Annotated in this window: 19 protein-coding genes; 15 read left to right on the forward strand and 4 right to left on the reverse strand. The window is 68.8% G+C overall.

Annotated features, from left to right (window positions below; all coding sequences use genetic code 11):
- The first annotated feature begins 93 nt into the window (after positions 1 to 93).
- From U9J23_RS23785 to U9J23_RS23795, 3 genes are all read left to right on the forward strand, one after another.
- Positions 94 to 729, forward strand: coding sequence for a GntR family transcriptional regulator (locus U9J23_RS23785; RefSeq protein WP_272266168.1), 636 nt, complete (start codon positions 94 to 96; stop codon positions 727 to 729).
- Between the two features lie 126 nt (positions 730 to 855).
- The gene (locus U9J23_RS23790) at positions 856 to 1998 is read left to right on the forward strand and encodes a vWA domain-containing protein (protein ID WP_272266169.1); all 1143 of its coding nucleotides are present in this window, start codon (positions 856 to 858) and stop codon (positions 1996 to 1998) included.
- Positions 1991 to 3133 carry an XdhC family protein gene (locus U9J23_RS23795; RefSeq protein ID WP_272266171.1) on the forward strand — a complete coding sequence of 381 codons (1143 nt, stop codon included), beginning with the start codon at positions 1991 to 1993 and terminating at the stop codon, positions 3131 to 3133. The genes U9J23_RS23790 and U9J23_RS23795 overlap by 8 nt, the downstream gene beginning before the upstream one ends.
- On the opposite strand, the gene U9J23_RS23800 is transcribed toward U9J23_RS23795, so the two are convergent.
- On the reverse strand, positions 3121 to 3936 hold the full coding sequence (locus U9J23_RS23800) for a mycofactocin-coupled SDR family oxidoreductase (protein WP_272266173.1): 816 nt from the start codon (positions 3934 to 3936) through the stop codon (positions 3121 to 3123). The genes U9J23_RS23795 and U9J23_RS23800 overlap by 13 nt on opposite strands.
- Before the next feature lie 141 nt (positions 3937 to 4077).
- Between U9J23_RS23800 and U9J23_RS23805 the strand changes: the two genes are divergently transcribed.
- Genes U9J23_RS23805 through U9J23_RS23820 form a run of 4 tightly spaced genes read left to right on the forward strand, consistent with a single transcriptional unit; the run spans position 4078 to position 8733 of the window.
- Complete coding sequence (locus U9J23_RS23805) at positions 4078 to 4566, forward strand: (2Fe-2S)-binding protein (RefSeq protein ID WP_088899510.1); 489 nt, start codon at positions 4078 to 4080, stop codon at positions 4564 to 4566.
- A gap of 2 nt (positions 4567 to 4568) precedes the next feature.
- Complete coding sequence (locus U9J23_RS23810; protein ID WP_272266177.1) at positions 4569 to 6968, forward strand: xanthine dehydrogenase family protein molybdopterin-binding subunit; 2400 nt, start codon at positions 4569 to 4571, stop codon at positions 6966 to 6968.
- Positions 6965 to 7819 carry an FAD binding domain-containing protein gene (locus U9J23_RS23815; protein WP_085468609.1) on the forward strand — a complete coding sequence of 285 codons (855 nt, stop codon included), beginning with the start codon at positions 6965 to 6967 and terminating at the stop codon, positions 7817 to 7819. The genes U9J23_RS23810 and U9J23_RS23815 overlap by 4 nt, the downstream gene beginning before the upstream one ends.
- 53 nt (positions 7820 to 7872) lie before the next feature.
- Positions 7873 to 8733, forward strand: a complete 861-nt coding sequence (locus U9J23_RS23820; RefSeq protein ID WP_272266179.1) for an SRPBCC family protein — start codon at positions 7873 to 7875, stop codon at positions 8731 to 8733.
- A 71-nt stretch (positions 8734 to 8804) separates the two neighbouring features.
- Here the strand turns inward: U9J23_RS23820 and U9J23_RS23825 are convergent, their stop codons facing one another.
- The gene (locus U9J23_RS23825) at positions 8805 to 9728 is read right to left on the reverse strand and encodes a LysR family transcriptional regulator (RefSeq protein ID WP_272266181.1); all 924 of its coding nucleotides are present in this window, start codon (positions 9726 to 9728) and stop codon (positions 8805 to 8807) included.
- 285 nt (positions 9729 to 10013) lie between these two features.
- Here U9J23_RS23825 and U9J23_RS23830 point away from each other — a divergent pair, with 285 nt between their 5' ends.
- The 8 genes from U9J23_RS23830 to U9J23_RS23865 all read left to right on the forward strand — a co-directional run bounded on the left by U9J23_RS23830 (position 10014) and on the right by U9J23_RS23865 (position 17778).
- Positions 10014 to 12089 carry a sensor histidine kinase gene (locus U9J23_RS23830; protein ID WP_106201636.1) on the forward strand — a complete coding sequence of 692 codons (2076 nt, stop codon included), beginning with the start codon at positions 10014 to 10016 and terminating at the stop codon, positions 12087 to 12089.
- Between the two features lie 57 nt (positions 12090 to 12146).
- Positions 12147 to 13040 (forward strand): amidohydrolase, encoded by an 894-nt coding sequence (locus U9J23_RS23835; protein WP_059384374.1) that lies wholly within the window; start codon positions 12147 to 12149, stop codon positions 13038 to 13040.
- A gap of 206 nt (positions 13041 to 13246) precedes the next feature.
- On the forward strand, positions 13247 to 13747 hold the full coding sequence (locus U9J23_RS23840; RefSeq protein ID WP_059384373.1) for a cysteine dioxygenase: 501 nt from the start codon (positions 13247 to 13249) through the stop codon (positions 13745 to 13747).
- Between the two features lie 83 nt (positions 13748 to 13830).
- Positions 13831 to 14742, forward strand: coding sequence for an ABC transporter substrate-binding protein (locus U9J23_RS23845; RefSeq protein ID WP_272266185.1), 912 nt, complete (start codon positions 13831 to 13833; stop codon positions 14740 to 14742).
- Positions 14743 to 14758: 16 nt separating this feature from the next.
- Complete coding sequence (locus tag U9J23_RS23850) at positions 14759 to 15868, forward strand: ABC transporter ATP-binding protein (protein WP_272266187.1); 1110 nt, start codon at positions 14759 to 14761, stop codon at positions 15866 to 15868.
- Positions 15865 to 16509 (forward strand): ABC transporter permease, encoded by a 645-nt coding sequence (locus U9J23_RS23855; RefSeq protein ID WP_272266189.1) that lies wholly within the window; start codon positions 15865 to 15867, stop codon positions 16507 to 16509. The genes U9J23_RS23850 and U9J23_RS23855 overlap by 4 nt, the downstream gene beginning before the upstream one ends.
- Positions 16510 to 16525: 16 nt before the next feature.
- Positions 16526 to 17200 carry an ABC transporter permease gene (locus tag U9J23_RS23860; protein WP_106200959.1) on the forward strand — a complete coding sequence of 225 codons (675 nt, stop codon included), beginning with the start codon at positions 16526 to 16528 and terminating at the stop codon, positions 17198 to 17200.
- Between the two features lie 104 nt (positions 17201 to 17304).
- Entirely contained in the window at positions 17305 to 17778 is a 474-nt protein-coding gene (locus tag U9J23_RS23865) for a hypothetical protein (protein WP_085468617.1), read from the forward strand.
- Between the two features lie 301 nt (positions 17779 to 18079).
- Here the strand turns inward: U9J23_RS23865 and U9J23_RS23870 are convergent, their stop codons facing one another.
- Both U9J23_RS23870 and U9J23_RS23875 read right to left on the reverse strand, forming a co-directional pair.
- Positions 18080 to 18952, reverse strand: a complete 873-nt coding sequence (locus tag U9J23_RS23870) for an alpha/beta fold hydrolase (protein WP_059381861.1) — start codon at positions 18950 to 18952, stop codon at positions 18080 to 18082.
- Between the two features lie 211 nt (positions 18953 to 19163).
- Positions 19164 to 20438 (reverse strand): glutaminase, encoded by a 1275-nt coding sequence (locus U9J23_RS23875; protein ID WP_272266193.1) that lies wholly within the window; start codon positions 20436 to 20438, stop codon positions 19164 to 19166.
- Positions 20439 to 20488 lie beyond the last annotated feature (50 nt).

Consider the following 20488-nt stretch of genomic DNA (forward strand, 5'->3'; position numbering starts at 1 on the left):
AAGGTGTACAAAGCATGCACCCCGTGGTAGTCCTGGTCCGGCGGTCCGGGATCCGAGACCGGCGCCACACGAGTCGGCAGGGGAGGACACGAGATGGCGGCCACGGCGGGGAATCCGTACCGGGAACTGCGAAGACGGATCCTGGACGGGGTGCACCCGCCCGGCGATCTGCTCGTTCCCGCCACGGTGGGTGAGCAGCTGGGCGTCTCCCGGACCCCCGTTCGCGAAGCCCTCATCCGCCTCGAGATCGAAGGCCTCGTGACGAAGGTCTCACGCGGATTCCGGGTCCTCGAACGCAGCCAGGAGGAGATCCTCGACATCTGCGAAGCACGGATCGCCCTCGAATCGGCCGTCGCACTGTCCGCTGCGCAACGGCGCACCGAACTCGATCTCGCGAGACTGCGCCGCAGCCTCGACGAGGCCCGTGCGGAACAGTCCCCGGCCGACCGCCTGCGACTGCATGCGGAATGGCACGTGGCGCTGCGGCTCGCCGCGCACAACCCCACCATCGTCGAGCTGATGGAACTGCTCGACGCCCGGCTGCACGTCTACGACGGCAAGGCGTCACGGACCCCGGCGAATCTCGACCTCATCGAACGCGAACACGAGGCTCTCTACGAGGCCGTCGCCGAAGGAGACGGCGAACGCGCCCAGGAGTTGATGGTCGCGCATCAGAGACGCACCCGCGACCTGCGGATCGCCGAGATGGCCGAGTCGTCGGGCCGCTGAGGACTCCGATCGGCTCACCGGGGCTTTCGCACGATCTGTCGCATCCGACAGCCGGGACGCGGCACGCGCAGTACCGTCGGCGGTCGAGACCCTTCGCGGGCTCGTGGGACGTGGACAGGAGGGCGAGTGGCCGCAGGTCGTAGCGCACCCGCGACGGATCGGCTCGCGCCCGGTCCGGTCGTCGGGCTGGCCGGTTTCTGCCGCGCCCTCGCCGCCGCCGGTCTGCCCGTCGCCCTCGACGCCACCGCCACCTATCTCGACGCCCTCGCACACGTCGACGTCGGGGATCCCGTGCAGGTCTACTGGGCGGGCCGCGCCACCCTGTGCCGCACGCCGGACGACACGGCCCGCTACGACGCGGCCTTCGTCCACTGGTTCGGCGACACCGTCCCCACCGGCTCGCGCACCCACGGGCAACGCACCCGCACCGCGCGGATCGCCGCGCTGACCCGAGGTGAGGGTGCCGAGGGCGACTCCGGTGACGACGCGCCACGACTGCAGGTCGCGGCGGACGACACCGACGTCCTCCGGCACCGCGACGTGGCCGAACTGACGACCGCCGAACGCGCTCACCTCGCCGAACTGCTCGCGCGGCTGCAACCCCGTCCCCCGACGCGTCGGGGATTGCGGTCGAAGCCCTCCCGCCGCGGGCCGGTGGACCCGCGGCACACCCTGCGCGACATGCTGGCGAGCGGAGGCGAACCCGTCCGGCCGCGGCACCGTGCACGGGCGACCAGACCGCGCCGGGTGGTGCTGCTGATCGACGTGTCCGGTTCGATGACTCCCTACGCCGACGCGCTTCTGCGGTTCGCGCACGTCGTCACGCGTGCCGCGCCGTCGTCCACCGAGGTGTTCTCCCTCGGCACGCGGCTGACCCGCCTGTCGCGTGCGCTGCGTGCCCGCGACTCGCAGATCGCGCTCGCCGGGGCCTCGCGTGCGGTACCGGACTGGGCGGGCGGGACACGTCTCGGCGACACGCTCGGCGCGTTCCTGGATCGTTGGGGGCGCAGGGGTTTCGCGCGCGGCGCGGTGGTGGTGATCTTCTCCGACGGCTGGGAGCGCGGCGACGCCTCGCTGCTCGGGGAACGCATGGCGCAGCTGCATCGCCTCGCGCACCGCGTGCTGTGGGTGAACCCGCACGCCGGCGGCGCCGGATACGAACCGATCCAGTCGGGTATCTCCGCGGCCCTGCCGCACATCGATCGTCTGCTCGCGGGACACAGCCTTGCGACACTGGAAGAACTTCTCGAGGAGGTTCGGCGTGCGTGAAATTCTGGACGAGCTCGACCGGCGGTACCGGGGCGGGGAGGCCGTCGCGGTGGGCACCGTGGTCTCGACCTTCCGATCGGCGCCCCGGGGACCGGGTGCATCGATGCTGGTCGCGCAGGACGGCACCGTCACCGGCAGCGTCTCGGGCGGGTGCGTCGAAGGCGACGTCTACGAACTCGGCCGGTCCGTCATCGACAGCGGGCAGCCGGTACTGCAGCGCTACGGCGTCTCCGACGACGACGCCTTCTCCGTCGGTCTGACCTGCGGCGGCATCATCGACGTCTTCGTCGAACGGATCGACGCCGCATCCTTCCCCGCCTTCACCGACCTGCTCGACTCCGTCCGGGCGGGCGAACCCGTCGCACTCGCGACCGTCACCGCCCATCCCGATCCGGCCGTGCGGGGACGACGGCTGGTCGTGTGGCGCGACCGCGCCGACGGACAGCTCGCCTCGTCCCGCATGCACGACGCCGTCGTCGACGACGCGCGCGGACTGCTCGAGGTGGGACGCTCGGGCACCCTCCACTACGGCACCGACGGTGAGCGTCGCGGCGAGGGGATGTCGGTGTTCGTCAACGTCTTCCAGCCCCCACCGCGGCTGATCGTGTTCGGGGCGATCGACTTCGCGTCGGCGATGGCCCGGCTCGGCTCCTTCCTGGGCTACACGGTGACCGTGTGCGACGCGCGCGGAGTGTTCGCCACCGAGGCCCGCTTCCCCGGCGCCCACGAGGTGATCGTCGACTGGCCGCACCGCTATCTCGCGGCCGAGGCCGAGGCCGGACGCGTGGACGCCCGCACCGTCATCACGGTGCTCACCCACGACCCGAAGTTCGACGTCCCGCTCCTCGAGGTCGCCCTACGGCTCGACGTGGCCTACGTGGGAGCTATGGGGTCGCGCCGCACACACGACGACCGGATGGAGCGTCTGCGGGAGACGGGACTGACCGAGGAGGAACTGGCACGCCTGTCGTCGCCGATCGGTCTGGACCTCGGGGCCCGAACCCCGGAGGAGACCGCGGTGTCGATCGCCGCCGAGATCATCGCGCTGCGCTGGGGCGGGGGTGGCGGCCGCCTCGCGGAGACACGCGGACCGATCCACGCCCACGAGGAGCACATCGGCGCTCAGAAGTACTGAGCACCACCGTCGATCGCGAAGCTCTGGGCGGTGACGAAGGCGGACTCGTCGGACGCGAGGAAGGCGACCATGTTCGCGATCTCGTCCGCCTCGGCCATGTACTTGTTCAGGAAGGGCATGGTCATGCCGCCGAGCCGGGGGTTGCTCTCGGCCGTCTGGGCGATGCGGTCGCGCATCGAACCGGATCCCATGGGTGTGTTCACCGCGCCCGGGTGGATGCTGTTGACCCGGATGTCGTGCTGTCCGAGTTCGGCGGCGAAGGCCCGCGCCATCCCGACGAGGGCGTGCTTGCTGGTCGTGTAGTGCACCATGAACGGCTGCAGCTTCACGCCGGCGAGCGAGCTGGTCACGACGATCGAACCGCCGCCGCGGGTGATGAGGTGCGGGGCGGCCGCGGTGATCGTGTTCCACACGCCGGTGACGTTGATGTCGAGGGTGTCGCGGAAGCTCTCGGGGGTGATCTCGTCCCACGTCTGCGGGATGCAGATACCCGCGTTGGCGACCACGACGTCGAGCCCGCCGAACTGCGCGACACCCTCCTCGAGCACCGCCTTCGTGCCGTCGAGATCGCGGACGTCGCACTGCACCAGATGCGCCTTCGCGCCCTCCGCCTCGACCAGCCGGCGGGTCTCGTCGAGGTCCTCGGGCGTGGGGGAATCGTAGGGGACGCCCGGCAGCGGACCGGCGAGATCGATACCGACGATCTGCGCGCCCTCCTGCGCGAGCCGGACCGCGTGGGCACGGCCCTGACCGCGCGCGACTCCGGTGATGAAGGCGACCTTGTCCTCGAGGCGGCGGGTCATCCGGTTTCCTCTCGTGACGGCTTCCGCCTCCGATCGCGAGCACGAAGGCGATTTCGGCGATTCGGGTCCTTTCTACGCGCGATATGCAGCAGAGTGTCAGTGATCTGTATCACTGCGCTACGCGAGGTACTTGGAGGATCGATGCGCATCACTGTCACCGTAGACGGAACGCAGTACACGGACGACGTGGAACCGCGACTGCTTCTCGTCCACTACCTCAGAGATCGGCTCGGGAAGGTGGGCACGGTGGTCGGCTGCGACACGAGCAACTGCGGCGCCTGCACCGTGTTGCTCGACGACCGCAGCGTCAAGTCGTGCTCGATGCTCGCGGTACAGGCCGACGGACACTCGGTCACCACCGTCGAAGGGCTCTCCGAGAACGGCAGCCTGCATCCGGTCCAGGAGGCGTTCCGCGAGAAGCACGCCCTGCAGTGCGGCTTCTGTACGCCCGGGATGATCATGGCGACCATCGATCTGCTCTCCGAGAACTCCGATCCGAGCGACGAGGACGTGCGGCACGGCCTCGAAGGAAATCTGTGCCGCTGCACCGGATACCAGAACATCGTGGCCGCTGCGCGTGACGCCGCCCAGCGACTGCGCGAGAACCCGGCCGCCACGCAGGAGGTATGACGATGACGAGCACCGTGGATCCCACCACCGACGAGGGAACCGGCGAGTCCGAACTCGGCCGGGCACGCCGCCGCAAGGAGGACGAGCACCTCATCACCGGCCGCACACGCTGGACCGACAACATCGTGCTCCCCGGGATGCTGCACGCCGCGATCCTGCGCAGCCCGGTCGCGCACGCCCGTATCACCGGTCTCGACGTCTCCGAGGCCCGGGGCAAGCCGGGGGTCGTCGCCGTCTACACGGGTGCCGACCTCGCCGAGGAGCAGGGCAGCCTGCCGTGCGCGTGGCCGATCACCGAGGACATGAAGACCCCGAACGCCCCGGCCCTGGCCGTCGACACCGTGCGCTTCGCGGGTGAGGCCGTCGCAGTCGTGGTGGCCCGCAGCGCATACGAGGCCCACGACGCCCTCGATGCGATCGACGTCGACTACGAGGACCTGCCGGTCGTGCTCGATCTCGAGAGCGCGGCCCAGGGCGGCGACCTCGTCCACCCCGATCTCGGCACCAACGTCAGCGCGACGTGGGTGTTCGACTCCGCCGAGGCCGGCAGCGGCGGCAACGTCGAGGACGCGATCCGCGACGCGGAAGTGGTCGTCGAACGGACCTTCCGTCAGCAGCGGCTCATCCCCGCCTTCATGGAACCGCGATCGGTCGTCGTCGACCCCACCGCCTCGCAGATCACCATGTGGTCGGCGACCCAGGTCCCGCACGTGCTGAAGCTGATGCTCGCGATGACCCTCGGTCTCCCCGAGCACAAACTACGTGTCATCGCCCCCGATGTGGGCGGCGGGTTCGGCGGCAAACTGCAGGTCACGCCCGAGGAGGTGCTCACGCTCCTCATCGCGCGTCGCCTGCACAAGCCCGTCAAGTACACCGAGACGCGCAGCGAGTCGATGCTCGCCGCGCACCACGGCCGCGACCAGGTCCAGAAGCTGACCCTCGCCGCACGCCGCGACGGCACCGTCACGGGCCTGAAGGTGGAACTGCTCGCCGACATGGGCGCCTACCTGCGCCTCGTCACCCCGGGTGTGCCGATCCTCGGCGCGTTCATGTTCAACGGCATCTACAAGTTCGACTCGTACCGGTTCGCATGCACCAACGTGTTCACCAACAAGGTGCCCACCGACGCCTACCGCGGCGCCGGACGCCCCGAGGCCACCTTCGCGATCGAACGCATCATGGACGAGCTCGCCGTCGAACTGTCCATGGACCCCCTCGAGCTCCGCGAGAAGAACTGGATCAAGCACGAGGAGTTCCCGTTCGACACCGTCGCGGGCCTGACCTACGACTCGGGCAACTACGAGGCCGCGACGGCCAAGGCGCGAGAGTTGTTCGACTACGACGCATTACGACGTGAACAGGCCGAACGACGCGAACGCAACGATCCGGTGCAGCTCGGTATCGGTGTCTCCACGTTCACGGAGATGTGCGGCCTGGCCCCGTCGCGGGTGCTCGGTTCGCTCTCCTACGGCGCCGGCGGCTGGGAGCACGCCGCGATCCGCATGCTCCCGACCGGCAAGGTCGAGGTCGTCACCGGTTCGTCCGCCCACGGTCAGGGCCACGAGACGGCGTGGAGCCAGATCGTCGCCGACCGGCTCGGAATACCGTTCGAGGACATCGAGATCCTGCACGGCGACACGCAGAGTTCACCGCGCGGTCTCGACACCTACGGTTCCCGCTCGCTCGCGGTCGGTGGCATCGCGGTCGTGAAGGCCGCCGAGAAGGTGGTCGCCAAGGCCCGGCCGATCGCCGCACACCTGCTCGAATGTTCCGAGGACGATCTGGATTTCGAGGGCGGACAGTTCCGCGTGAAGGGAACGTCGAAGTCCGTCGGCCTCACCGACGTCGCGCTCGCGGTGTTCGCCGCGCACGACCTGCCCGACGGCATCGAACCGAACCTCGACTCCGAGGCGACCTACGATCCCGACAACTTCTCGTTCCCACACGGCACCCACTTGTGTGCGATCGAGGTCGACACCGAGACGGGGCACGCACGCATCCGCAAGTACGTGTGCGTCGACGACGTCGGGCACGTCGTGAACCCGCTCATCGTCGAGGGACAGGTGCACGGCGGACTCGCCCAGGGCATCGCCCAGGCCCTGTACGAGGAAGCGGTGCACGACGAGTCGGGCACATTGCTGAGTTCGTCGTTCGCCGAGTATCTGCTGCCCACCGCGGTGGATCTGCCGCCCTTCGTCACCGATCGCACCGACACGCCGGCACCCGGTAATCCGTTGGGTGTCAAGGGTGTCGGCGAGGCAGGAACCATCGCTTCCACCCCGGCCGTCGTCAACTCCGTTCTCGACGCGGTCCGGCCGTTCGGCGTCACCGACGTCGAGATGCCCTGTACACCGATGCGGATCTGGCACGCGCTCCGCGACGCCCGAGGAGGCACGAAATGATCCCGGCCCCGTTCGACTACGTCGCCCCCTCGAGCGTCGACGAAGCGGTCGCCGCGCTGACGGAGGCCGGTGAGGACGCGAAGGTCATCGCCGGTGGGCAGAGCCTGATGCCCGTCCTGCGGCTGCGAATGGCGGCACCGACGGTGCTCGTCGACCTCGGCAGGATCCCCGAACTGCGGGGTATCCGCGACGACGGCGACGCCCTGGTGATCGGCGCGACCACCACCCACCACGACGTGCTGCACGACCCGCTCGTCGCGGAGCACGCACGGCTGCTGGCAGAGGCGACGGCGACCGTCGCCGACCCCCAGATCCGGCACCGCGGCACGTTCGGCGGGTCGCTCGTGCACGCCGATCCGGCCGGGGATCTCGCGGCGCCGGCGGTGGCGCTCGAGGCGACGTTCACCGTGGCCGGACCGTCCGGGCGTCGCACCATCGCGACGGACGACTTCTTCCAGGACTACTTCACGACCGCGGTCGAACCCGGAGAGATCCTCGTCGAGGTCCGGATCCCCAAGCACACGGGATGGTCGGCGCGCTACGAGAAGTTCCATCGCGCAGCCCAGCAGTGGTCGATCGTCGGGGTCGCGGCGACCCTGCAGGCGACCGGCGGCACCATCGAACAGGCAAGGGTCGCCCTCACGAACATGGCGGCCGTCCCGGTCCGGGCACGCGGAGTCGAGGAATCGCTCATCGGTAGGCCGGCAACGGCCGAGACGATCCGCGAGGCCGCCGAGCTCGCCACCGACGGCACGGCTCCCATGACCGACGGGAACGCCGACGCCGAGTATCGGAGCCACCTCGCCCGGGTACTCACCCGACGAGCGGTCACCACTGCCTCCGGGGTCTAGGCGTTCCAACGCCGAACACCGAGATCCCGGACCACTTGTTCGGAAAGGACCTCATGCAACTCGAACACACACTGTCCGTTCCCGCGCCGGTCGACGAGGTGTGGACCGCCCTGCTGAATCCGGAGAAGGTCGCGCCGTGCATGCCGGGCGCGACGCTCACCGGGGTCGACGGCGACACGTTCACCGGGACCGTCAAGGTGAAGCTCGGACCGGTGGCGCTCACGTTCAAGGGCACCGGCGTGTACGTCGAGAAGGACGAGAGCGCCCGCCGGGCGGTCATCGAGGCCAATGCGAAGGACACCCGGGGCAACGGCACGGTGGCCGCGACCATCACCGTCACCCTCACCGGCGACGGCGACCGCACCGACGGCGTCGTGAACACCGACATGAAGATCACCGGCAAGCCCGCCCAGTTCGGGCGGGGGATGATCTCGGATGTCGGTGGGAAGATCCTCGAGCAGTTCGCGGACTGCCTGTCGAAGAAGCTCGGACCCGAAGCGGCCTCCTCCACGTCCTCCTCCTCCTCCGCGGCGACCGCTGAGGCAGCCGAGTCGCAGCCCAACGAGTCCGTGCCGGCGAGCCCTCCGCTCACCGCCGCGGGTTCGGGCGACGAACCTGCCGGTGGAGCATTCGTCGGGCCCGGCGCCGGGGACGGCGACTCCGCGCAGGCGCGGCCGAACGAGTCGGTGCCGCCCAGCCCGGCGAGCGCCTCACCGGCACCGGCGATGACGTCGACGCCTCCCACACCGTCGGCGACCCCCTCCCCGGCCGCACCTCCGCAGCCCGAGGCCGAACCGCTCGACCTCATGCAGTACGCGAAGGGATCGGTCGCGACGCGAATCGCGCCGGTGGGAGTGATCGCGATTCTCGTCGTGGTCATCGCGGTGATCCTCCAGCGTCGATCGGGACGCTGACCCGGCCGGATCCACTCGAACGCTGCGGATCGGACCCCGTCGAACGGGTCGGTCCGCAGCGTTCGTCGTTGTCAGCCCGCCTGGGCTGCGACGCGGCGACGCCCGACCGGGTCGAGCTGCGCGCGGAGCCAGGCGTGCGCGGGATCGGCATCCCGTTCGGCGTGCCACACCGCGAATTCGCGCAGCGGCGGCAGCTGGAAGGTCGGTTCCAGGATGCGCAGGGACGCCACCTCGGCGAGGTGCCGGGCCATGCGCTCGGGCAGGAAGGTGATCATGCGGGTGTTCTCCAGGGCGTACGGGAGAACCGCAAGGTTGCCGCTGGTCGCGCCGACGCGGGCCACCACCCCCGCACGCAGCAACGCGCGGCCGAGGTTGGTGTCGTCGGAGTACTGCGCGTAGGACAGCAGCGGGTAGCGGCCGAGCACTTCGCGTGTGAGCTTGGTGCCGGTGTAGGGGTGGCCCGACCAGACGGCGCCGACGAAGCGGTCGGACAGCACGACCTGCCTCCGGCAGGTCTCGAATTCCGGGGATTCGAGGACGTATTCCGGCAGCACCGCGAGGTCGATCTCGAACCGGCGGAAGGCATCGAGACCGGCACCGTTGACCGGCAGCAGATCGAAACGGATGTTGGCGGGGGTGCTCCCCCGCACCAGCAGGCGCAGGAGGGTGATCTCCGCGTAGTCGCCGGTCATGATCGTGAAGGTGCGCGAATCCGTCGCGGGGTCGAAACCGGGTGCGGCCAGCACGGATCGCTCGAGGGTCCGCAGCACCTCGCGGAGCGGTTCGACGATCGCCTGGGCCCGCGCGGTGGGACGCAGTGTGCGGCCGCACTTCACGAGAAGCGGATCGTCGAATTGCTTGCGCAACCGGGCGAGAGCCGTACTCGTGGCGGGCTGTGACATGTTCAGTCGCCGCGCCGCACGCGTGACATTGCGTTCGGAGAGCAGGACATCGAGGACGACGAGCAGGTTGAGATCGACCCGTCGCAGATCCATGCGCCCCCCTGACATCGAAACCCGGCGGAACGGGAAATTCCGGCGGCATCGTAGCGCACGACCGTGATGTATACGCAAGGTCGAATACCAGCTATCGGACTTGGACAGTGATCTTGTGAGCGCAACGAAGTACTACCTACTCTGACCCACGTCCTGACGGCAGCGAACCGTGATTCGCCCTGGCCCGAATTTCGAAGGTGAAATTCTTTCTTGCCGAAGTCCAGTTTCGGCCGGCCGCCGGCTCAGGCAGGTAGAGAGGTTCGGGGGCGAAACATTGTGGGTCTCATGAGGAAATTCCGGCAACACACGCCGGACAACTGGCGTCTGTGGCGCAGGATGACCGCGGTCGTCGCCGTCCCCCTCGTCGCCGCCACCCTGTACGGCTCGCTCCGCGTCTACGACCTCTACCAGGAGAACGACGCCTACAGCGCTGCCGCCGAGAACGTCTCCATCCTGCCGACGCTCGCCGACTACGCCACCAGTGTCGCCGGTGCCGCCGCAGCGACGATCCTGTCGATCCCCGTCGACAACGGCGCCCAGGTCGCCCGCGAATCCGCCGCGACGCTGCGCGATCACATCGACACCAAGGATCTCGATCCGCAGATCGCGGCGATGATCAACCGCATGCTCGCAGAGGGCGAGAGCCTGCTCGACAGCGCGTCGTCGGGAACACTGGCGCCGACCGTGGCCAGCGAGCGCGCCGAAGGATTCGTCAGACGCGCCCAGGCCGCATACCGCGCCATCACCACCACCACGGACGACCCCACCGTCCAGCGCGAGAGCGCGACCCTTCTCGATCTGTGGCACACCCAGTGGTCCCTGCTCGACCAGGTCCTCGCGTACTCCGCGCTGAGCGCCGGAACCGACGGCGCCCTGCTGATGTGGAACAACGCCCTCGGTGTCGAGTCCGCGCGACTGGCCGTCCTCCGCGACACCTTCGTCGAGAACGAGGCCGCCGACGCCTCGAAGGTGGACGGTCTCATGTCCCAGCTCGAGAACCGACGCAGCCTCACGGCCGACCTCGACAACGAAGAAGGCAACGTCGCCGCCCTGCGCGGGTCGATCTTCGAGAGCCTCATGGTCTACCAGGAGCAGGTCGCCGGTTCCGCGACCCGAGCCGTGGCCACCCTCGACGACCTCGCGGCCGAAGCACGCGCCGAAGCCCTCAAGAACGCCATCGGTATCGCGATCGTCCTCGCGCTCGCCCTCGGACTGGCGATCGTGATCGCGATGTCGCTCGTCCGACCGCTCCGCCGACTGCGCGACGACACCCTGCGCACCGCCGAACAGGATCTGCCCGCCGCGCTCGCCGCGATCAAGGACGGCGCCGAGATCGAATCCGTCACACTCGATCCGGTCCGCGTCCACACCCGCGAGGAGATCGGCGAGGTGGCGCGCGCCGTCGACAGCATGAACGAGGGCGCCCTGCGTCTGGCCGGCGAACAGGCCCAGCTGCGCCGACAGGTCAACGAGATGCTCGAGACCCTCGCCCGCCGCAACAAGACGCTCGTGGAACAGCAACTGGCACTGATCGATTCGCTCGAACACGAAGAGCGCGACCCGACACGTCTGCAGAACCTGTTCGCACTCGACCACCTCGCCGCCCGCATGCGGCGCACGGGCGACTCGCTGCTCGTCCTCGCCGGCACCCGCCAGCGTCTCGGCCGGGTCCCCGACACACCGCTCGTCGACGTCCTGCGCGCGTCCGTCTCCCAGGTCGAGAACTACCAGCGCGTGAACATCGGCAATGCGCCCGACGGCAATCTGGTCGGCAGCGCCGTCACCGACGTCGTCCACATGATCGCCGAGCTCCTCGACAACGCGCTGCGCGCCTCACCGCCCGAGAGCACCGTGGCGTTCGCGTTCTCCCGCGCCGTCGACGGCGGACTCCTCCTCGAGATCGCCGACCGCGGAATCGGTATCCCCGCAGATGAACTCGCCGACATCAACATGCGGCTGGGTGCGGACGGCGAAACCGGATCCGGTGCCGCACGGCGAATGGGTCTGTTCGTGGTCGCACGTCTCGCCGACCGTCACGGCATCACGGTGCGCCTGCGTCCGACCTTCGACTCGACCACCAATGCCGGCATCACGGCGAGCATCTACCTGCCGACCAGCCTGCTCAAGGGCACCGGCAGGAACTACGACGATCCGTACCGGATCGATCGACCGCGTCGCCTGCCCGATCCTCCCTCGGAGTACGGCGAGCAGTTCCACGCCGACCCGGCGTCCGGATCGCAGCCGGTGGTCGGACACCGCCATTCGGCACCCACCCCCGCTCTCGCGACGCCCGGGACGAGTCCGGGTATCCGGCGCGGACAGTTGCACGAACGATGGGTCCCCCGCGGCGCGGGACAGTAGGCGACACAGGCCGCGCGGACAGCGGACAGCGGGCGGACGGTCTGCCATCCTGACGGCATGACCGTTCCCCGCGTCGACGTCCACCAGCACGTCTGGCCGGCACCGCTGGTCTCGGCGTTACGGGCACGCACCCGTGCGCCGCGGCTCGTCGGATGGACGCTGTACCTCGACGGTGAACCCCCGTACGAGGTGCGCCCCGAGGATCACGCGATCGACCGGCGGGCCGAGCTCGCGGCGCAGGACGGCATCGACCTGGCGCTGGTGTCGCTGTCGAGCCCGCTGGGGATCGAATCGTTGCCCGCGGCCGACGCGGCCGGCCTGCTCGACGCCTACCACGAAGGAGTGCTGGCGCTGCCGCGCCCGTTCGGGGCGTGGGCGGCGGCGTCGGTCGACGATCCCGATCCCGCGGCGCTGCGCGAGGTGCTCGGGGCGGGCTGTGTCGGTCTGCAACTGCCCGCCACGGCCTTGGCGGACGCCGAGGGCTACGCACGGTGCGCGCCGCTCCTCGACGAGCTCGACCGCGTCGGCGCTCCCCTGTTCGTGCATCCCGGACCGGCTGCGGCCGATCCGTCGGCTCCGCCGTGGTGGCCGGCGATGGTGTCGTACGTGGCGCAGATGCACACCGCGTGGTTCGCCTGGCACGAGTACGGGGCCCCGCGCCTCCCCGGCCTGCGGGTGGGGTTCGCGATGCTCGCCGGGCTCGCTCCGTTGCACACCGACCGGATGGCCGCGCGCGGCGGTCCGGCGACGATCCCGTCGGCCGGAGTGTTCGTCGACACCTCGTCGTACGGTCCCGAGATCGTCGACGCGGTCACTGCCGGGCTCGGCCACGACCGCGTCGTGCTCGGCTCGGACCGCCCGTACGCTGCACCGTTGTTGTTCGACGACGAGCGCGACGAGCTCGTACGGCGACACAACCCGGCCCGGCTGTTCCGAACGTCACACGAGTGAAAACCTTGACAGCGCCGCATTCGGGCGCTGAAGTGATCGGCATGCATCTTCCGGCGACCCTGCGACATCGCAGGCTTCATGTGGACTACGTCCGCATCGCCGGTGGTTTCTGTGGCTGTCGCGCCTGTCGTTGAACCCGGCCCGACCCCTTTCTTCTGCTCGGACGACATTTCGCTCCCGTCCGCCTCCTGCCTCGAGGAACCACGATGCCTGCTGCTCTTCTCCCCACCTCCGTGCGCGCCGATCTCGCCGGAATCGTCCGTGACATCGCTTCGGACGTCTCCCGCTGGCGACCGCTCGTCCGCTTCGACGAGACCGAACGCTGGTACACCCGGCTCGACGTCGCCGACGACTACGAGGTGTGGTTGCTGAGCTGGCTTCCCGGGCAGCGCACCGGCATCCACGATCACGGCGGAAGCGCCGGCGCGTTCGCCGTCGCGCAGGGACAGGTCCGGGAGGACACCGTCGACCAGCCGTGGTCGGAAGATCTTCCCGGGCAACACGTGACGATCTCCCGCAACCGTCTGGCGGCCGGCACCACGCGTCGCTTCGACGGTCGGCACGTGCACGAGGTCGTCAACGACGGCCCCGCCCCGGCGGTGACCGTGCACGCCTATGCCCCCGCACTGGACTCGATGAGCCGATACCGTCTCGAGAGCGGCATCCTCACCCTCGCGACCTCGGAGCGTGCCGGCGACGACTGGTGATCCACTCGTGACAAATCCGGCACAGTGGGTATCCGCCGGGATAGAGTCGAAAACCGACCGTGCCGCATCCGAGGGAGCAACCCGTGAAACGCTTCGCACGCACCACCGCACTTCTCGCCGTGTCCGCATTCGCCCTGGCCGCCTGTTCCGGCGGTGGAGACGAGGATCCCCTCGCCGGGGATACAGCGGACGGAGGCGCGATCGTCGTCGGTTCGGCGAACTTCCCGGAGAACGTCCTGCTCGCGGAAATCTACTCGCAGGCACTCGAGAGCGCGGGCTCCGAGGTCACCCGCCAGTTCAACATCGGCAGCCGCGAGATCTACTACGACCAGGTCGCCTCGGGTGCCATCACGCTCATCCCGGAGTACAACGGCGCACTGCTCGCCCGGATCGATCCCGACAGCACCGCCTCGACGACCGAGGACGTCAATACGGCCCTGTCCGAAGCCCTTCCGGACGGACTCGAGATCCTGGCCTCCGCCCCCGGTGAGAACAAGGACGCCCTCGTCGTCACCGAGGAGACCGCGCAGCAGTACAACCTGGTGAGCATCGCCGATCTCGCGCCGGTCGCCGGCGAACTCGTCCTCGGCGGACCGCCCGAGTTCGAGACGCGTCAGCAGGGTGTCGTGGGTCTGCGCGAGGTGTACGGGGTCGAGTTCCGCGAATTCGTTCCCACCGACACCGGTGGCCCCATCACCATCCGCGCGCTCTCGGACGGCACCGTGCAGGCCGCGAACATCTTCACCACCGATCCGTCTCTGAGCACCGAACCGTTTGTGGCGCTGGAGGACCCGGAATCGGTCTTCGGAGCCCAGAACGTCACCCCGCTGGTACATCGCGCCGATCTCGACGACGACGACGTCGCGAAGATCGACGCCGTGTCCGACAAGCTCACCACCGACACCCTCGTCGTTCTGGTCAGCCAGGTGGTCACCGACGGCCGCGACATCGACGTCGTCGCCGAGGAGTGGCTGCAGCAGAACGATCTGAACTGACGGAAGTCGGTGCCGCGTGATCACATTCGACAACGTCGAAAAGCGTTATCCCGACGGGACCGTCGCCGTCGACGGACTTTCGCTGGAAGTCCCGACGGGTACCCTGACGGTGTTCGTCGGGCCGTCGGGCTGCGGGAAGACCACCTCGTTGCGCATGATCAACCGGATGGTCGAACCCTCGGGCGGGCGTATGCTCGTCGGGGGCCGCGACGTCCGGGACGAGGATCCCCGGATCCTGCGCCGCGGCATCGGATACGTCATCCAGCACGCCGGACTGTTCCCCCATCGCACGGTGGTCGACAACGTCGCCACCGTTCCCCGGTTGCTCGGCGCGAGTCGTAAGGAGGCCCGCGCGACCGCGATGGACGTGCTCACCCGGGTCGGACTCGGAAACGAACTGGCGCAACGTTATCCGTCGCAGTTGTCCGGCGGGCAGCAGCAGCGTGTCGGTGTGGCCCGCGCGTTGGCCGCCGACCCCCCGATCCTGTTGATGGACGAGCCGTTCTCCGCGGTCGATCCCGTGGTCCGCAAGGATCTGCAGGACGAACTCCTGCGCCTGCAATCGGTGCTGGCCAAGACGATCGTGCTCGTCACCCACGACATCGACGAGGCGATCAAGCTCGGCGACCGCGTGGCCGTCCTGCGGCCGGGTGGGGTGCTCGCCCAGTACGCGACCCCGGAGGAGCTTCTCACCTCCCCCGCCGACGATTTCGTCGCCGGATTCCTCGGCGTCGACCGCGGTGTGCGGCTCATGTCGTTCTTCTCGTCCGCCGACCTGCCGCTGCGCACCGATCCGATCGTCACCCGCGATGCCGCCGAACTCGCCGTCGGCGACGGCTGGCTTCTCGTCGTCGACGACGACGGACGCCCGGCGGGGTGGCGCGACGGCAGTGCCGATGCGGAATTTCTGTCGGCCGGAAGGCCGTTCCTTCCCGGGCGGGATCCGCTGCGCGTCGTGCTCGACGCGGCCGTGCTCTCACCGTCGGGCCATGCCGTGGCGGTGGACGACGACGGACGTGCGCTCGGGGTGATCAGTGGCGAAGAGGTGGCCGCGGCGGTCCGTGCGGCGCACAACAACCGGGAGGCCGGCACCCCGTCTCCGCTCGAGATGCGGAAGTCGCGGTGAGCCTGCGGATTCCCGGCTATCTCGGGACGTTCTGGGAACTGCTCGGCGATCATCTCGTCATGGCGCTCGGCGCGTCGCTGCTCGGCCTCGTCCTCGCTCTGCCGCTGGGCCTGGCGTGCGTGCGGTGGCCGCGGGTGTACGCTCCGGTGCTTACGGTGTGCAGTGTTCTGTATTCGATTCCGTCGCTTGCCTTCTTCGTCCTGCTCATCGCGTTCACCGGCATCAGCCGGACCACGGTGATCCTTCCACTGGCCGTCTACGCGCTGGCGGGCCTCGTCCCGAACGTCGTCGACGGATTGCGCGCCGTGCCCGACAGCGTCCGCCAGTCGGCGGTGGCGATGGGGTTCTCGACGCCACGCCGGTTGCTCACCGTCGACCTGCCGCTGGCGATTCCCGCGGTCATCGCGGGACTGCGAGTGGCCACTGTCGCGAACATCAGCATGGTGAGCGTCGGAGCGCTGATCGGCATGGGTGCCTTCGGGGCGTTGTTCACCGCATCGGTACAGCTCGATCGTCTCGATCTGGCGATCATCGGCATCATCGCGACCGTCGTGATGGCACTGGTCGTCGATGCGGTGCTCGTGCTCGTCCAGCGTCTGTCCACACCGTGGATGCGCCGTACCTCGAAGGTGTCCCGATGACGACGAAGGGACGCCGATGACCACCCTGCTGCACTATCTGGCCGAGTACTTCGGCGACGCCGCGAACTGGTCGGGCGCGTCCGGGATCCCGACGCGACTGGCCCAGCACTTCGGCTACACCCTGCTCGCGTTCGTGATCTCGGTGCTCCTCGCGTTGCCGATCGGTCTGTGGACCGGGCACACGGGCCGCGGCGGTGTGCTCGTGTCGCTCACTGCGAACGCCGCCCGCGCCCTCCCCACCTACGGCCTGCTCGTGTTGCTGGTCGTGCTGTACGGGATCGGGCTTGTTCCGGTGATGGTGCCGTTGGTGGCGCTCGCGATCCCGCCCATCCTGTTGAACTCCTACGAAGGGATCCGCGGGGTCGATCCGGCGCTGACCGACGCCGCCCGCGGGATGGGGATGACGTCGTCCCAGATCCTGCTGCGGGCCCAGCTCCCCGTGGCTCTGCCGCTGGTCCTCGTCGGCCTGCGCACCGCCGCGGTGCAGATCGTCGCGACCGCGACCATCGCCGCGGCGGTGAGTTTCGGTGGGGTGGGAAGACCCATCGTGGATGGTCTCGCACGCAGCGACTATGCCCTGGTCGTGGGCGGGGCCGCTCTGGCCGGGATCTGCTCGCTGGTGATCCTCGCGCTCTTCGCGGTCCTCGGTCAGGTGCTCGTCTCACCCGGTGTCCGGGCCTCGCGCGACTAGCCCGTAAGGCCCCTTCGGACGCCTCCTGAAAGGCCGAAAACCTGTCGGTGGCCCGGAGCACACTGGAGGTAGAGACGAAGTCCTATCGAGGAGGCGCAGGTGCGATGTATGCACAACGCGAAACCTACTTCGGCTGGACGTCTCGGCGCGTACCTCTGTACGCAGCCGCGCAGCCCACTGCATCCCCGGCCGGCCAGGCCGCATCCGGTCCGAGCATCCGTCCCGACGACGAGAGCGTTCCCTCGGGTGTGACGCTCGACCGCATCCTGCCCGAGTCCGTACTGCACGGCCGTCTGGTCGCGTATCACGACGCGGACGAGGACAGGGACTACGTGGCCGTGGCGGTCGGCGCGGTGGCGGGTGAGAACGATGTGCCGGTCCGGGTGGCCGAGGAGGAGACTCTCGTCGTCTCCGCGGCCCGCAGCGTGATCAACGGGATCCTCGTCGGCACGGAGGACGACGACCTCGACGAACTGGAGGTCGCCCGTCAGCTCCGCTTCGGCGGGCCGGTCCGCGACCTGCTGGAGTACATCGGTGCCCGGTCGGTCGTGGTCGACTGGAGTCCCGCTGTGGCGTGATCCGGCAGAGCCGTGGCGTGATGTGACCGAGTCCCCGTGATCGCCGATGTGTGACGCGCCGACACACACATCTGCAACGACTCGGCATTCAGGTGGTACGGTCGTAGGTGTCCCCGTGACCAAAACGTAATAATTCGGGGATTATCGCAGCCCTGGTGTGGGTACCCGAGCCTTCGGGTTCCACTGGGAGGGTGACCGGAAGTGGCGATGCCGGACTGATAGCTACGCCCGTCGGGGGCAGCCCGGCATCGCCACTTTCGACCCACACTCTCCGGGACCGGATTCTTCCGAGCCCCGCTTCTCAGTTCTCCGTTACCGCTACGGCTGCGGCCGTCGCCGCGAGAGCGGCCGGCGCCTCGACCGCGAGGAGATGACCCACCTCGGGAAGCGCCACGAAATGCGCACCCATGTCGTCGGCCAGCTTGTTCAGCGCGTCGACCTGCACGAGGGGATCCTTGCTTCCCACGACGACCTCGACCGGGCGCCCGCGCCAGCGGCGCAGCACGGCCCGCTCGATGCGGGGCATGTTCGTCAGCGACGTGCAGTACGCGCCGACACGGCAGGACCACCGCAGGGTCTGTTCGTCGGGCCGGTAGTCGCATCCCGCGAGTGCTCGAAGGTACCGCTCGGTGTTCTCGAAGTTGGGCTCGTTGCGCCACTGCAGGCCGGGAATGAGGGCGCGGTTCCACCGGACGCGCGGGACGAGACCCAGCGGCGCGGCGATCACCAGCTTCTCGATGCGGTCGGGATCCTCCACCGCAGCAGCCACGGAGGCCGACCAGCCGAGACCGATCACGGGAACCCTCTCGACGCCGAGTGCATCGAGCACCTCGACGAGCCAGTGGCCGTAGACGCTGTGGATCCGGCTGTCGGGCCGGCTGCCGGCGCTCGCACCGGGAAGGCCCGGCACATCCACGAGCACCACCCGGTGATGCTCGCCGAACTGCTCGGCGAGCAGACGCAGCCCCGCCGCCGGGAGGTCGCCACCCGCGAGCACCACGATCGGCGGTGCGGTCGCAGGACCCGTGGTGAGCACGTAGGTGTCGCCCAGCGAGGTGCGGGCGACGTGCTCCTCGACGGGACGCTCCCAGTAGGTCAGCAGTCCTGCGCACGCGTGGTGGATCACGCTGCCGTCTCCGGGGCAGCGGTAGGGCGAACGTGTCAGCAACGCCATCATCCTCCTACCCGGACGATTCCGGGGACGACGAGGGATTCACGGGTGAACGGCATGAATGGATCTTCTTTCGTGGGGTACGAGCGTCTTTCGCCGACCAGCCTCGGGCACACCGCACGACACCGTAGCCCAGTGCTCGGTGTGGACGCCACCCGTGGTTCCGGAAAATTTCACAGCCGTCCCTCACGTCACTTTCGTGCCGAATGCCCTTTCACCCCTGCGCCTCCAGCTCCTCCCACGAGGCGTGGACCTGCGGTCGGAAGCCGTAGCCGGTGTCGGGCTCGGGCAGATGCCCTTCGGGGTCGATCACGACGACCTCCACGCCGTCCCGGTGGAGCCGACCGATCATCTCCAGCAACATCCTTCGGCCGACCGGCAGGATGGTGCGGACGAGGGACAGGTCGAAGACCAGGCGTTTCGTCTCCACCGGCTCGTCGACCACGGCCGTCACGAGACCCTCGGAACTGGTGAACTGGAGGTCGCCCTGCAACTCGAGGAGGGTGAGAGACTCATCACCCTCACCGATGACATGTCTTCTGCGCAACACCGAGTGTGCGACCATCGGCGCGTCCATCAGATGCAGGTTCATATCGCGGGAGAGACGACCGAAGGCGGCGACCCCCTGGACGCTGGTGCCGTGGTCGTCGAGGCGCGGCGAGTACGCAGCAATACCCAACTGTCCCGGTAGGATTCCTATGATTCCTCCGGACACGCCGCTCTTGGCGGGGATGCCGACGGTGGAGAGCCAGTCCCCCGCCGCGTCGTACATCCCACAGGTCGCCATCACCGACAGCACCTGACGCACCACGTCCCGCGAGAAGATCTCCTCGCACGTCACGGGTTGCACACCGCCCGCCGCGAGCGTCGCGGCCATCATCGCGAGGTCCTTGGTCGTGACCGTCACCGAGCACTGCCGGATGTACCCCTCGACGATCTCGTCGGGATCGTCCTCGAAAACCTCGTATCCCCGAAGGAGGTTGGCGATGGCGACATTGCGATAGGAGTTCTCGAGTTCCGAGGCCGCGACCTTCTCGTCGATCGCCAGGTCGCGACCGGCCAGGGACGACAGCAGGGAGCGGATGTCCTCCACCGAGTCCTCGACCGGCCTGTCGTCGAGCACCAGGGCGTGTGCGGCGAGCGCACCCGCGTTGATCATCGGGTTCAGCGGACGGCCCGTGTTGCGTTCGAGGGAGACCTCGTTGAACGCCTCCCCGGAGGGTTCGACGTCGATCACGTCCAGTACGGCGTCGAAGCCTCTCTGTTGCAGTGCGAGACCGTAGACGAAGGGCTTCGAGATCGACTGGATCGTGAACTCGGTGTCGTCTTCGCCCACGGAGTACATCGCGCCCTCTGCGGTCACCAGGGTGAGGGCGAACCGGTCCGGGTCGGCCCTCGCCAGTTCGGGGATGTAATCGGCGAGTGTGCCCGAACTGTCGGCACATCCTCGGAGGACTTCGGTCAGATAGTCCGGCAACGGTGAACGCATGCATTCCATCGTGACCGAATCGGACGCTGCCGGGGTAGGGAGTGACGAAC

The organism is Rhodococcus sp. PD04 (assembly GCF_035918275.1).
Lineage (GTDB): Bacteria > Actinomycetota > Actinomycetes > Mycobacteriales > Mycobacteriaceae > Rhodococcus > Rhodococcus rhodochrous.